This window comes from Deinococcus sp. KSM4-11, from assembly GCF_004801415.1.
Taxonomy (GTDB): Bacteria; Deinococcota; Deinococci; order Deinococcales; family Deinococcaceae; genus Deinococcus.
On sequence record NZ_SSNX01000012.1, the window covers coordinates 71,713 to 84,367 of the forward strand.

A 12,655-nucleotide genomic window follows, 5' to 3' on the forward strand; every position below is an offset into this window, starting at 1 on the left:
CGTGCCCAGCGGAAGTGGCCCCTGACACGGCAACCCCCACCCCTTGTCCGTCGTATAAGTGGGTATGACCAAGCCGGTGAAAACGGAGACCGTGATCACGACCCAGCCCGTGGGTGACCTCGCGCCCAGACGGGTGTCCGGGGGGCACATCGCGCTGGCGACCGGGGGGAGCCTGCTGGGCCTGGTGGTGCTGGCGGGCGCGGCCGTGGCGCTGTTCCACGTGGCCATGACGACCGTGACCCTGGTGGCTTTCGGCGTGGCGGCGCTGGCCGTGCTGTTCCTGATGCCCGCGCTGATCCAGGCGCTCAGTGCCTCCCGCGTGCGGGCGAAGGAGGCCGTGGCACGTGCCATGCCGCTGGAGACCCTGATCGTGCAGCGCAAGCAGTTCGAGAACCTGATCACCGCCAAGGCGCAGCAGCTTCAGGAGGCGAACGGGCACCTCGCCGACTTCCAGCGCCTGATCGACGCGAACCGCAAGGACATGGATCCGGCCGACACCGCCCGCTGGGAACAGGATCTGCAGATCAGCAAGGACGCCTTCGCGCGCGCGCAGACGCACCTGACGGATCTCCGGTCGGATCTGGCCGAGTTCGACCGGCAGATCCAGAAAGCCCGCATCGACACGCAGCTCGCGCAGGCCAAGGGCAACGTCGCCTCGGCCCTGCAGCAGGCGAACCTGAGCGCCGAGGATCGGCACGTGACGGAAAGTGCCCTCTCTGAGATCGCTCGCCGCGCCGGTCGGAACGCGGAACTGCTCGATCAGGCCCTCACGGCCGGGCAGGACAGCAGCCGCGCCGGTCGCGGGGGGACGCCTTGAGCCGCTCGCGTCTGCTCGGGACGATCCTGTTCGTGGTGTTGCTGGCCTGCGTGGCCGTGGTTGTGCTCGACCAGATGGGCGTGTTCAGCGGCTCGCAGACCGCCGGGCCACCCGCCCCCTCGCCCAGCGCGCCCGCCGGCACCCCGACCAACGGCAGCGGCTACGGCGAACTGAAATGACCCTCACCTGGAGGAACGACGTGAAAGCACTGTCCCTGACCCTCGCCCTGACGCTCACCGCCGCGCAGGCCGCGCCCGCCACCTTCCTGAACGTCGCGACCGGCAGTTCCACCGGCACCTACTCGGCCATGTTCAAGAACATCGGCGTGCAGTGCGCGCAGAGCGCGTACCTCAAGGAACGCGGCACCAGCGGCAGCCTGGAGAACATCGACCTGCTGCTCAGCAACCAGGTCTCGCTGGCCTTCGTGCAGAGCGACGTCCTGAAGGCCAAGCAGCAGATCGACCAGGACGCCCGCGTGGACAACATCAAGGCCCTGTTGCCCCTGCACAACGAGGAAGTGCACCTGTTCGCCAAACCGGCGGTCGTGAAGAAGAACATCTTCGGAAAGACCACCACGACCGGCGTGACCACCTTCGCCGACCTGAAGAACAAGCGGGTCGCCGCGTGGGGCGGCAGCCTGATCACCGCGAAGGTGCTCAGCGCCAAGCTGGCCGTGCCGTACACCATCCTGAGCGTCAAGGACCGCGACGCCGCCTTCGCCGCCCTGAACGCCGGACAGGTCGACGCCATCCTGGCCGTGGTCGGTCAGCCTGCCCCCTGGGTGAAGGATCTCAATGGCGTGAATCTGGTGCCCGTGCCGTACACGGCGGCCCTCAGCGGCCTGTACTCCAGCGCCAAACTGCTGTACGAGAACATGGGCGCCGATGCCGTCCCCACCGTCGCCGTGCAGAGCGTCCTGGTGACCCGCGACTTCAAGACGGCCGACAAGAAGAAGATCCTGCTCGACTACCAGAAGTGCGCCATCAACCACCTCGTGAACCTTCAGGAAGACGAGGGCATGCACCCCAAATGGCAGGAAGTGACGTTCAAGACGTGGCCCTGGCCGCAGTACAAGTAACCAAGACAAGTAACCAGCGGGCGGAGGGCGTCTCCAGGTGGGACGCCCGTCTCCCTGCTGAACGCGCTGCCGGGTCGCCGGTGCGGGCGTCTGTGCCGTGCGCTGACACCGCACTCAGCCATCGTCAGCCCGCGCGTGGTACCACTACCGGTATGAGGTTCCCCGCTGCCCTCCAGTGCGCCCTGCTGGGTGTCCTGCTGGCCAGTCCGGCGTGGGCGGCCCCGGCCGGCCCGGATGTCGAGCGGGTGGCCGTGCGCGCCGCGCAGGCGCTGGACGGTGTGCTGCGCAGTTGCCCGGCGAGTTTCTCTAAGATCGGCACCGACGCGAAGGCGTGCGTCGGGGTGGGCGGCACCGTCGAGGAAGTGCGCGTGACGCTGGGCGCGGCCTTCTCGGGTGAGCTGTACGGCGTGTGGCGCAGCCGGGACGGGCAGGTCAGCGTGTTCAACTGGGTGGCGACCACGGCCGGGCACGTGTACCTGCGGGTGCAGCCGGATCCGGATGGCCGGGCGCAGTCCCTCGTGTACCTGGACGTTCCGCCGGACAGTAGCGGCAGCGCCAGTCCCGGGAGCGGGACGCAGCTCGGCAGCGTGACCCTGACGCCAGTGCCCGGCAGTGCTGGATCTCCGGCCGCGGATCCGGCCAGCACAGTTCCCCAGGCGCCGGCCGGCACGCCCGATGCGGGAACGGCTCCTGTCGCAGCCGACAAGGCCGGGGCGCCCGTGCCGTTCCGGCGCACGCTGGGAGTGGCCACGCCCCGGATGAGTGGCCCCGACGTGCTGGCCGTGCAGAACCGCCTGATCAGCCTGATGCGCCCGGCGCGGCCCGGGCGGGGGGACGGCTGGTTCGGGCCGGTCACGGCGGCGACCGTGCGGGCCTTCCAGGGCGCGAACGGCCTGCCCGTCACGGGGAAGGTCGACCGGGCGACGTGGGACGCGCTGTTCTCGGCGTCGGCGCGGCCTTACACGCCTCCGAAGACCTCCTGATCGGCGTGCTGCCGTCTGGTGGCCGGGGATGTGACAGTGCTGTGGGAGCCCCGGTGCTATGAGTGGGTCATGTCAGGTTCGTTGCGCGCCGCCGTTTCCTCCGTGCTGGTCGCAGGGAATGTGAGGGACGCCGGTCGGTTCTCACGCGCTGCTCGGCCAGAATGGGGAGTCATGAAGGGAACCGCCATCCTGCTCTCATCTGCGCTGCTGGTGCTGGGCGTGGCGTCGGCCCAGACGGTGACGCCGGTTCCGCCGGGCGCAGTCCCCAGCACTTCCACGCCACTGACCCTGACCGGCGTGCAGAACGCCACCTTCGGCCAACCCCGCTTCGGCAGTGCGGGCAGTATCACGCGGGTCGTCTTCGACCTTCAGGCGGGCGTGAGTTACACGCTCACGCCGACCTTCACGGGCCTGCGTATCGACGTGCAGGGCGCGCGGGTGCTGCCGTCCGTGGCGGCGCGTGCAGGCAGCAGTGTCAGCGAGTACCGGGCGGGGGGTGGTCAGGTCACGCTGATCACCCCCTTTCCCCTGTCCATGTCCGAGGGCTGGCGGGCCAGCGAGGCCACCCTCGCGACCGGCACCCGCGTCCTGATCTTGGAGATCGGCCCGACCCTCAGCGGCGGCCCCAGCGAGGCCCTGCAGGGCACGCTGCGGGCCGCGGCGACCACCACGCCGGAAGCCCAGGCGGTGCTCGACGCGCCCCTGCCCACGCCAGCCTCAGCCGTGACGCCGTCGGTCGCACCTGCGCCTGCGGCGTCCACGCCGGCGCTCACCACGCCGTCCGCACCGGCGACCACCCCGGTCACGGTCAATCTGCTCGACAGCGCCCCGCCCGGCGACTCGGTCACGCCCGCCCGCGCCGGCACCACCCTGCCCCCGGCCCCGGCCCTGCCCAGCCCGGATGCCGACCAGCCCAGTGCCCTGACCGGGCAGGTGCCGGGCCGCCCCGTGCCGGGGAGTCAGCTGGGCGCGCCCCGGATCGGGAAGAACCCAGGGCAGACCCGCGTGGTGCTGGAACTGCCGTCGGGCAGCACCTACCGCCTGGTGCCGGGCCCCCAGGGCCTGCGTCTGGATCTGACCGGCGTGGACACCGCGCCGCAGACGGCGCAGAACCTCAGTCCGGAACTGCGCTCCTGGCGGTACGAGAGCACGCTCGGTGGCGTGACCGTGACCCTGGTGACTGCGGCCCCCACCACCGCCCGCAGCGGCTGGCACGCGCAACTGCTCCCGCCCGGCACCGGAAGCGACCGTTCCCGGCTGGTGATCGACCTGTCACCCGCCCTGGCCGACCTGACCCCCCTGCTCCCGGCGGAGCGGCTGATCGCGGCCGTCCCACCGGTACCGGGCAGCAGCGGCCTGGCGATCCTGGCGCTCGTGCCGTCGTACGTGAAGCCGCGCGTGGTGCTCGACCCCGGACACGGCGGTTCCGATCCGGGCGCGGTGGGCTCCGTGGTGGAGAAACAGGTCACGCTGGACGTCGCCCTGCGCGTCCGCGACCTGCTGAGTGCCGCCGGCGTGGACGTCGTGCTGACCCGGGACAGCGACCGGGAACTGAACGCCACCAAATCCACGGATCTGGAACTGCGTGCCGGGATGGGCACGCCCGGCACCCAACTGTTCGTGAGCATCCACGTGAACGCCATGGAACCCCGCAACGCCCTGCGCGGCTACGGCGTCGAGACGTGGTGGAACCCGAACCATCCGCGATCCAGCGCCCTGGCCGGACTGCTGCAACGCGACGTGGTCGAGGCGACCGGCGCGTTCAACCAGGGCCTCAAGAACAGCCAGTCGCTGTCGGTGCTGCGCAACAGCCGCATTCCTGCCGCGCTCGTCGAGATCGGGTACACCAGTCACCCGGTGGACGGCCTAAACCTGAAGGACACCAATTACCTCGACCGGGTCGCGGTGGGCATTGCGCAGGGCATCCGCGAGGCGCTGGTCACGGGCGTGACCGCCAGCGGGCGCTGACGTGCAGGGCGCCTTCCAGGCAGGCATCCTGGCGCTGGTGGCCCGCATTCCCGCCGGACGCGTCATGACCTACGGGCAACTGGCCCTGCTGGCCGGCGCTCCCGGCGCGGCGCGGCAGGCGGGCCAGGTCATGAACGGCCTGACAGCCGAGACGGCCCTGCCCTGGCACCGCGTGATCAACGCTCAGGGCCGCGTCAGCACCTACAAGGTGGGCACCGGCGACCTCCAGGAACAGCTGTTGCGCGCCGAGGGCGTGGCCTTCGACGAGACCGGGCGCTGCGACCTGGCCACCCTGCAATGGTGGCCGGAAGGAACGCCCGCTGCCCCCCCCGATCCTCTCTTCTGATCGCGGCCGGGTGCCCCGGATCACGTCGGGGCCAGTCCGAGCAAAACGTCCCCCAGCACGCGGCGTATGCTGGACGCATGAACAGAATGCCGCAGCGGAATGCTGGAGATGTGCTGTCCTGGGCCCTGGGCGTCACCGTGGGGGGCATCCTGGGAGCCGCCCTGCTGATCGCCACGCCCATCATGATGCGCCAGGCCGCCAAGACGGGCACCGCCGCCACGACCGAGACCGCCACGGCCACGCCGGCCGCGGCTGCGCCCACTCCAGCTCCCGAGCAGGCCTCGACCTCGGCCGCCACGCCCGCCGACTCCAGTGCCATGGCTGCCGGGGATGCGAAGGCGGGAGCGACGGTGTTCGCCAGCAACTGCGCGGGCTGTCACGGCGCCGCGGCCAAGGGTGGCGTCGGCGCCAACCTCACCACTGCCGACGGCCCCAAGGCCTGGACCGACGCCCAGATGATCACCGCCCTGCGCGAGGGCAAGACCCCCCAGAAGACCCTGAATACCATCATGCCGCGCTTCACGGCCGCGCAGGTCAGCGACACCGACATCGCCAACATTCACGCCTGGATCAAGTCCCTGAATTGAGTCCCGAGTCGCCGTCTGATTCTGGTGGGCGGGCGCCGTGCCGGAGGGCCAGAACCAGACGCCGCAGGTCGTCCCGGTCATCGTCGGCCACGCGGCACACCAGTCGCCAGCGTTCCGGCAGCACGGGAGCCGCCCCGGGCAGCAGGTTGCGCACGCGGCCTGCGGCCAGCGCGTCGTCAGCCGCGAAGCGTGGAGCGAGCGTGGCCCCCAGGCCCAGTTCCACCGCCCGCACCACGGCGCGCAGGTCAGGCGCGACCAGGGCCGGCGCCGCCGCGAACCGCACGCCCAGCGCCTGACTGAACAGGCGCCGCGTGACCGGCAGTTCCACGCTGGAACTCACCCAGGGCCGCGCGTTCAGCCACGCGCCCAGCGCGGCCGGAGTGGGTGGTGACCAGTCCGGGGGGCCGATCAGCAGGAACTCCATGTCCGCCACAGCGTGTTCCGTCAGCGCGCGGCCCGGCGGGGGCAGGGTCGTCAGCGCGGCATCCAGCGTGCCCGCCTCCACCAGGCCCAGCAGGTCGCGTGGCGGCCCAAGGGTGGCGCTGATTGACAATTCCAGCCCCGGCAGACTCGGCAGGATGAAGCCGTGCAGGAATTCCGCGGTGCAGCCCAGCCGCAGCGGCCCGGGTGGCGGCGCGGCGATCCGCAGGGCACGCGCGGCCCGGTCGAGCCGATCCACGCTGTCCGCCACCTGCGCGTACAGCACCTTGCCGCGCTCGGTGGGCGTCACGCCGCGCGGCGTGCGCGTGAACAGCCGCTCGCCGACCCGCGCCTCCAGGGCCGCCAGTTGCGCGCTGACCGCCGGTTGCGTCAGGTGCCGTTCGCGGGCGGCGCCACTTACGCTGCCCGTGCGGTACACCGCGACGAACACCCGGAACGCGTCCAGTGAAGCCATCAGGTCTCCTTATACCGCCTGATCCTTTCCCTGATTTGAAGTGATGCCCGGCGCGGGCGCACGCTCCGTCCATGAGCGACCGGATCTCCAGCGCCCCGACGGACAGTGCCCAGCAGTTCAACGCGCACGCCGACAAGTACGCCGCCAGCGAGGTTCACCGCTTCGGCGCGAGCCTGCCGGTGCTGCTGGACTTCGCCGCACCGACCCTGGACGACGTGGCCCTGGATGTCGCGACCGGCACCGGCAACACCGCCCTGGCCCTCGCCCCGCACGTCGCCCAGATGACGGGCCTGGATCTGGCCGAGGGCATGCTCGCCCACGCCCGTGACCGCGCCGCGCGCGAGGGCATCGCCAACGCGGACTTCATCGTCGGCAGCGCCGAATCCATTCCCTTCCCGGACGCCGCCTTCACGCTCGTCACGTCCCGGCACGCCCCGCACCATTTCCGCGACCTGGGCCGATTCCTGGCCGAGGCCTTCCGGGTGCTGAAGCCCGGCGGCCGCCTCGTGATTGCCGACCAGATCAGCCCCACGGCGCACCTCCAGCCATGGATCGACGCCTACCAGCGGCGGCGTGATCCCAGCCACGACCAGCAGCGCACCGTGCAGGCATGGCGAGAACTGGCGGAACGGGCGGGGTTCCCCTGGGCCGGGGAGACCCTGGTGCCCTACCGCCTGGATTTCGCGTGGTGGACTGCGCAGAGCGGCAGCACCCCGGAGACCGTGCAGGCGCTGCGCGACCTGGTGGCGACCCTGACCCCGGACGAGCAGGCCGCCATCGGCGCGGAGTTCGATGCCGAGGGACAGCTCACCGCGCACGTCGATCAGATGATGGTGGTGCGGCTGGAAAAAGCCTGACGATCCCTGCTCCTCAGCCCTTGTCGCCCACGTGGATCGCCGCGATGCCGAAGGTCAGCAGGCGGTAGCGGGTGCGGAAGCCCGTGGCGCGCATCAGCTGCGCGAGCTGTTCGGGTGGCGGGAAGGCCAGCACACTTTCCGGCAGGTAGGTGTACGCGCCCGCGTTCCCGCTGATCAGCCCGCCGATCCGGGGCAGCACGTGCTGGAAGTACACGCGGAACACGCTGCCCAGCAGGCCCGGACGTGGCGGGGGAAACTCCAGGATCACGGCCCGCCCGCCCGGCGCGAGCACCCGCCAGAATTCCGCCAGTCCCTGGGCGTAATCCGCGAAGTTCCGGAAGCCGAAGGCACACGTGACCGTGTCGAAGCTGCCGTCCGGATAGGGGAGATCCAGGGCGTCACCCTCCTCCAGGCGGATGTCAAGGTGCCGCGCCGCCGCCTTCTGACGGCCGATGGCGAGCATCTCGGGGACGAAGTCGGAGCCGATCACGTCCACCTGCGGCGCGCGGGCCTTGAGTTCCAGGGCGAAGTCGGCGGTGCCGGTCGCCACGTCCAGCAGCCGCTTCGGGTCGAGGGCCAGCGCTTCCGACGCGGCCGCCCGCCGCCAGCCCCGGTCCACACCGAGGCTCAGCACCCGGTTCAGGAGGTCGTAGCGGGGCGCGATGCTGGCGAACATGGCCTGCACGTCCTGGCCCTTGTCCTGCTTGTCGCCCACGGGCGGCCGGTTGGTCATGGGGCCGATGATAGAGGGCGCAGGCCGGGACGCATGGCATGCCCCCAGACCATCAGCGCCGGGCCAGGTTCAACACTCCGGCCGGGGTGGACGTGAAGCCGCACGCGGCGTAGAAGGCCGTCAGGTGCGGCTCGAAGTCCACATGCAGCCACTCCACGCCACTGTGCTCGCGGGCGGCCTGTGCGGCCCGCTGCACGAGGGCCACGCCGATCCCGCGCCGCTGCCACTCCGGATGAACGGTCGTGTCGAGCAGGAAGGCATGCACGCCGCCGTCCCAGGCGACATTCACGAAGCCGACCAGCGCGTCGCCGTCGAAGGCCGTGATCCACGTCAGGCTGCGCTCCAGCACCAGCCGCCACGACGATCCATCCGACCTGCCGCCCCACGCAGCCTGCCGGAGCATGCCCAGCGCGGCCAGATCCGGCCACTCGCGCACCCGGTACGCGATCAGGAGATGATCCCCAGCGCCCGCCCGACCTCCGCATAGGCCTGGAGGGCATGGTCCAGATCGTCCTGGGTGTGCTCGGCGGTCACGATGTTGCGGATCCGGGCGAGGCCCCTTGGCACGGTGGGGAAGCCCAGGCCCACGGCAAACACGCCCCGCTCGAACAGCAGGCGGCTCGCCTCGAACGCGGCGGACGCCTCGCCGAAGATGACGGGCGTGATGGGCGTGGTGCTACCGAAGGTGTCGAAGCCCAGGGCCTTGAGCTCGGCCTTGAAATACCGCGTGTTGTCCCACAGGCGTTCCATCAGCGTCGGGTCGCGCTGCACCTCGTCCAGCGCGGCGCTCAGGGCACCCACCGTGGCGGGGGCCTGGGCGGTGCTGAACAGGTACGGCCGGGCGCGGTTGATCAGCAGCTCGCGCAGATCGGCGTGCCCAGCCGCGTAGCCTCCCACGCCGCCCCACGCCTTGCTCAGCGTACCCACCTGGATCACGTCGTCGGCGTACTCGAAGCCGAAATGGTGTACGGTGCCGCGACCTTGCGCGCCCATCACGCCGCTGCCGTGCGCGTCGTCCACGTAGGTGACCGCGCCGTACCTGCGGGCGACCGCCACCAGCCGGTCGAGCGGGGCCACGTCGCCGTCCATGGAGAACACGCCGTCGGTCACGACCAGCTTGAGGCCGTCCGTTTCATGTTCCGTCAGCAGGCGTTCCAGATCGGCGGGGTCGGCGTGCTGATAGACCTTCTTCGTCGCCTTCGTCAGGCGCAGGCCGTCGATGATGCTGGCGTGGTTCAGCTCGTCGCTGATCACCAGATCACCCTCCTTCAGCAGGGCGCCCAGCACGCCCTGGTTGGTGGTGAAGCCGCTGTGCAGCACCAGCGCGCTGCCCGTGTGCTTGAAGGCCGCGACCTGGGCCTCGAACTCCTCGTGGATCCGCAGTGTTCCGGCAATCGTCCGCACCGCGCCGGCCCCCGCGCCCCACCGCTCCAGGTACTCGGCGGCTTTCGCCTTCAGGGCCGGATGGTCTGCGAAGCCCAGGTAATTGTTGCTGGCGAGGTTCACGACCTCCCGCCCGTCCACGCGGGTGCGGGCGCGGCTGGCACTGTCCAGCACGCGGGGATGGATCAGCAGCCCGCTCTCCCGCAGGCTGCCCAGTTGGGCACTCAGACGCTCGGACAGGCTCGTGGACATACCGGCAGTGTAGGGGCGCCCGCACCTCCATGTCCGTGAGAGAAGGACGCCGGGTTCAGGCGCCGGCGAGTTCCTTGCGGGCGGCGAGGACGATCTCCTCATTCGTGTACGCGTGTCCGGCGATGCCCCAGCCGCCATCGGGCGATTCGGTGAGAGTGACCCACGTGCGCGCGGCGAGCGTGTCGTCCCCGGCGGCCTGCGCGACGAGCTGCGTCAGTTCCTGCACGACTCCGAGTTGCTTGGCCCGGTCGAGCGTGCCCACGGGGGTGAGCACCTGCACGCGCACCATGCGGCGATCTCCGCCCGCCGTGCCGAAGGCGTCCGGGTCGAGTTCGTGGATGAATGCGGCGGTGTTGTCGCGGAACAGGGCCAGATCCGGCACGCCCTCCCAGCGCATCACGGCCTGCGAGAGGGCCACGGCGAGGGCATGCTTATCGGCGAACAGGCCGGCGGGTGCGGTGACATCGATCATGGGCATGGTGGTCTCCTTGAATGGGGTGACTTGCGGTAGTGGGAGTGCAGCGTTCAGGTGCCTTCGGTCACGGGCTGGGCCGCGGACGGAACCGCGTGGCTCGAGAGTCCGGCCCACACTCCTGCCGCGCCAACGAGCACCACGAGGCCAATCACCAGGGTCGCGCTGTGCAGGCCGGTCAGGAAGCCCACGCTGCCGTCGCCGCTGCGGGCGATCAGGGCGCCCCAAGCGGCGATCCCGAGGGCGACGCCCATCTGCCGCATGGCGGAGAGAATGCTGGACGCCTGGCTGGCCTGCGCGGCCGGGGCGCTGCCGACGGTCGCGGTGGTCAGGGCGCTGTTCGCGAAGCCGGTGCCCACGCCCATGACCAGGAATTCGGCGGCCAGGATCAGCGGGGACGCGCCCAGGCGCAGGCTGAGCACCAGCAGCAGGCCCACGCCGATCAGTGCCAGGCCGCCCGCGCCGACGCCGCGCACGCCGATCTGTGAGATCAGCCGCCCGCCGAGCGGGGACGCCACGCCGATCCCGATGGGAAACAGCGCGGTGATGATGCCGGCGCGGGTGGCGGAGTAGTGCTCGGTGCCCTGGAGAAACAGCGTGATGAATACCAGCAGGCCGAAGGGCCCGAACGAGGCGAGCAGTGAGCCGACGTTCGCGGTGGTGAAGGCGCGGTTGCGGAACAGGGTGAGGTCGACCAGCGGGTGCGGACTGCGGGCCTCCACGGCCAGGAACAGCGCGGAGGCGAGCAGGGCGGTGCCCACGCAACCGAGTACCGGTACCGAATTCCAGCCGAGCACGTTGCCCTGGGACAGTCCGTAGGCGAGCGTGGCGAGGGCCGTGACCGCCAGGAGCAGGCCAGGGAAGTCGATGGGCCGGGGCCGGGGGAGGGCCAGTTCACGGGTGCGCAGGGCCGTGAAGAGCAGCGTGCCCAGCGCGGCCACGGCCACCGTCCAGAACACGGCGGCGGAGCCGAGCGTGTCGATGATCGTGCCGCCCAGCAGGGGCCCCACGGCGATGCCCAGACCGGACACGCCGGCCCACAGGCCGATGGCGCGGGCGCGGGCGGCGCCGTCCGTGAAGGCCAGCGTGAGCAGCACCAGGGTCGCGGGCTGGATCACGGCAGAGCTGAGGCCCTGGAGGGCCCGTCCGGCCAGAAGCACGCCAAAGCTGGGGGCCAGGGCGCTGATGATGGCCCCGACCACGCCCAGCGTCAGGCCGGCGAGCAGCACGCGCCGGAAGCCGAAGCGGTCGCCGAGCAGACCGCCTGCGAGCAGCATGGCCGCGAAGACGATGTTATACACGTTCGCCACCCACGGCACATCGTGCGGGCCGACGCCGAACACGCGGCCCAGCGTGGGCAGCGAGGGATTCACGATCGAGACGTTCAGCATGACCACGATCACCGCCAGAGAACTGGCCGTCAGGATGGCCCGCTGGAGCGAGGGGGATGCAGGGTCGGGGGCGGCGCGGGCAGTGGTCATACCACAGAGTATGACGACCATCATATAAATGGAAGTGGGGGGAGGGCCATGACAGCAAGACTCACCCCATAGACAGGGTGAGCCCCAGTTTTGGAAGGCGTCTAGTCGGTACGGCTGGGCGTGTGCTGCCGCATCAGCCCGTCGCGGGTGGCCTTCAGCAGCTCGTCGCTCAGGGTCGGGTCGGACACGGCGCGCGACAGGGCCAGCGCCCCCACCATGCCGGCCAGGGTCGCCAGGGCGTCGGCACGGCGGGCCGCCGCATCCGGCGCGGTGGACAGCTCACTCATGTCGGCGATCAGGCGTTCCAGGGAACCGGTCAGGGCGCCACGCACCGCTTCCGGCTGCCGGGCCACCTCGCCGCTCAGGGTCGGCAGCACGCAGCCCGTGGCCGGATGATCGCGGTGCGCGCGGTTCACGTACCCGCGCACGACGCCCGCCAGTCCCTCGCCAGCCTCGCGGGCGGCCTGAACCCTGGGGTGCACGCTCGCCTCCAGGCTGCCCGCGAGAACCTCACCCACCAGATCGTCCTTGCTCTGGAAGTGCGCGTAGAACCCGCCGTGCGTGAGGCCGGCCCGGCCCATCACGCGGGCAATGCCCACGCCGTCGATGCCCTCGGTCTTGAAGGCCTCGGTGGCCGCCTGCACGATCCGCTCGCGCGTCTGCTGGCGATGGTCTTTCGGGTAGCGTGCCACGCTGCATCCTCCTGGAATCCGGCCGTTCGGGGTGCCCACCGTTCAGCCGGGGCGCCTCCAGCATATGACGGCCGTCATATCACCACCGTGACCCCCATGACGGGGCCGGCG

At 70.8% G+C, this 12,655-nt stretch carries 15 protein-coding genes; 8 read left to right on the top strand and 7 right to left on the bottom strand.

The features are described from left to right. The first annotated feature begins 64 nt into the window (after positions 1-64). The 7 genes from E7T09_RS21610 to E7T09_RS21640 all read left to right on the top strand — a co-directional run bounded on the left by E7T09_RS21610 (position 65) and on the right by E7T09_RS21640 (position 5,779). Positions 65-817 (top strand): hypothetical protein, encoded by a 753-nt coding sequence (locus E7T09_RS21610; protein WP_136391283.1) that lies wholly within the window; start codon positions 65-67, stop codon positions 815-817. Next, on the top strand, positions 814-996 hold the full coding sequence (locus E7T09_RS21615) for a hypothetical protein (RefSeq protein ID WP_136391284.1): 183 nt from the start codon (positions 814-816) through the stop codon (positions 994-996). The genes E7T09_RS21610 and E7T09_RS21615 overlap by 4 nt, the downstream gene beginning before the upstream one ends. Positions 997-1,016: 20 nt before the next feature. Then, positions 1,017-1,895, top strand: a complete 879-nt coding sequence (locus E7T09_RS21620) for a TAXI family TRAP transporter solute-binding subunit (RefSeq protein WP_136391285.1) — start codon at positions 1,017-1,019, stop codon at positions 1,893-1,895. A 152-nt stretch (positions 1,896-2,047) separates the two neighbouring features. Beyond that, positions 2,048-2,878: a peptidoglycan-binding protein gene (locus tag E7T09_RS21625; RefSeq protein WP_136391286.1), complete on the top strand. Its 831-nt coding sequence runs from the start codon at positions 2,048-2,050 to the stop codon at positions 2,876-2,878. Between the two features lie 171 nt (positions 2,879-3,049). Beyond that, entirely contained in the window at positions 3,050-4,846 is a 1,797-nt protein-coding gene (locus E7T09_RS21630; RefSeq protein WP_136391287.1) for an N-acetylmuramoyl-L-alanine amidase, read from the top strand. Between the two features lies 1 nt (position 4,847). Then, positions 4,848-5,192 carry a methylated-DNA--[protein]-cysteine S-methyltransferase gene (locus E7T09_RS21635; protein WP_240741935.1) on the top strand — a complete coding sequence of 115 codons (345 nt, stop codon included), beginning with the start codon at positions 4,848-4,850 and terminating at the stop codon, positions 5,190-5,192. 77 nt (positions 5,193-5,269) lie between these two features. Further along, entirely contained in the window at positions 5,270-5,779 is a 510-nt protein-coding gene (locus E7T09_RS21640) for a c-type cytochrome (RefSeq protein ID WP_136391288.1), read from the top strand. On the opposite strand, the gene E7T09_RS21645 is transcribed toward E7T09_RS21640, so the two are convergent. Further along, positions 5,763-6,674 carry a LysR family transcriptional regulator gene (locus tag E7T09_RS21645; protein WP_136391289.1) on the bottom strand — a complete coding sequence of 304 codons (912 nt, stop codon included), beginning with the start codon at positions 6,672-6,674 and terminating at the stop codon, positions 5,763-5,765. The two genes, E7T09_RS21640 and E7T09_RS21645, sit on opposite strands and share 17 nt — an antisense overlap. A 71-nt stretch (positions 6,675-6,745) precedes the next feature. Between E7T09_RS21645 and E7T09_RS21650 the strand changes: the two genes are divergently transcribed. After that, positions 6,746-7,531, top strand: coding sequence for a class I SAM-dependent methyltransferase (locus E7T09_RS21650; protein WP_136391290.1), 786 nt, complete (start codon positions 6,746-6,748; stop codon positions 7,529-7,531). 13 nt (positions 7,532-7,544) lie between these two features. Here the strand turns inward: E7T09_RS21650 and ubiE are convergent, their stop codons facing one another. The 6 genes from ubiE to E7T09_RS21680 all read right to left on the bottom strand — a co-directional run bounded on the left by ubiE (position 7,545) and on the right by E7T09_RS21680 (position 12,544). Beyond that, positions 7,545-8,264: a bifunctional demethylmenaquinone methyltransferase/2-methoxy-6-polyprenyl-1,4-benzoquinol methylase UbiE gene (gene ubiE / locus E7T09_RS21655; protein ID WP_136391291.1), complete on the bottom strand. Its 720-nt coding sequence runs from the start codon at positions 8,262-8,264 to the stop codon at positions 7,545-7,547. Between the two features lie 52 nt (positions 8,265-8,316). Further along, entirely contained in the window at positions 8,317-8,700 is a 384-nt protein-coding gene (locus E7T09_RS21660) for a GNAT family N-acetyltransferase (RefSeq protein ID WP_240741936.1), read from the bottom strand. A gap of 11 nt (positions 8,701-8,711) precedes the next feature. Next, positions 8,712-9,899, bottom strand: coding sequence for a BioF/Kbl family PLP-dependent acyltransferase (locus tag E7T09_RS21665; protein ID WP_136391292.1), 1,188 nt, complete (start codon positions 9,897-9,899; stop codon positions 8,712-8,714). A gap of 55 nt (positions 9,900-9,954) precedes the next feature. Then, a complete protein-coding gene (locus E7T09_RS21670) occupies positions 9,955-10,377 on the bottom strand; it encodes a 4-oxalocrotonate tautomerase (protein ID WP_136391293.1) in 423 nt (140 codons plus the stop codon). Positions 10,378-10,424: 47 nt separating this feature from the next. After that, complete coding sequence (locus E7T09_RS21675; RefSeq protein WP_168734979.1) at positions 10,425-11,852, bottom strand: MFS transporter; 1,428 nt, start codon at positions 11,850-11,852, stop codon at positions 10,425-10,427. Positions 11,853-11,953: 101 nt separating this feature from the next. Next, positions 11,954-12,544: a TetR/AcrR family transcriptional regulator gene (locus tag E7T09_RS21680; protein WP_136391295.1), complete on the bottom strand. Its 591-nt coding sequence runs from the start codon at positions 12,542-12,544 to the stop codon at positions 11,954-11,956. Between the last annotated feature and the right edge of the window lie 111 nt (positions 12,545-12,655).

Excerpts from the sequence above, each read along its gene's own strand:
- E7T09_RS21610 (WP_136391283.1), top strand. The coding sequence starts at position 65 with ATGACCAAGCCGGTGAAAACGGAGACCGTGATCACGACCCAGCCCGTG.
- E7T09_RS21625 (WP_136391286.1), top strand. The coding sequence starts at position 2,048 with ATGAGGTTCCCCGCTGCCCTCCAGTGCGCCCTGCTGGGTGTCCTGCTG.
- E7T09_RS21630 (WP_136391287.1), top strand. The coding sequence starts at position 3,050 with ATGAAGGGAACCGCCATCCTGCTCTCATCTGCGCTGCTGGTGCTGGGC.
- E7T09_RS21640 (WP_136391288.1), top strand. The coding sequence starts at position 5,270 with ATGAACAGAATGCCGCAGCGGAATGCTGGAGATGTGCTGTCCTGGGCC.
- E7T09_RS21645 (WP_136391289.1), bottom strand. The coding sequence starts at position 6,674 with ATGGCTTCACTGGACGCGTTCCGGGTGTTCGTCGCGGTGTACCGCACG.
- E7T09_RS21650 (WP_136391290.1), top strand. The coding sequence starts at position 6,746 with ATGAGCGACCGGATCTCCAGCGCCCCGACGGACAGTGCCCAGCAGTTC.
- ubiE (WP_136391291.1), bottom strand. The coding sequence starts at position 8,264 with ATGACCAACCGGCCGCCCGTGGGCGACAAGCAGGACAAGGGCCAGGAC.
- E7T09_RS21665 (WP_136391292.1), bottom strand. The coding sequence starts at position 9,899 with ATGTCCACGAGCCTGTCCGAGCGTCTGAGTGCCCAACTGGGCAGCCTG.
- E7T09_RS21670 (WP_136391293.1), bottom strand. The coding sequence starts at position 10,377 with ATGCCCATGATCGATGTCACCGCACCCGCCGGCCTGTTCGCCGATAAG.
- E7T09_RS21675 (WP_168734979.1), bottom strand. The coding sequence starts at position 11,852 with ATGACCACTGCCCGCGCCGCCCCCGACCCTGCATCCCCCTCGCTCCAG.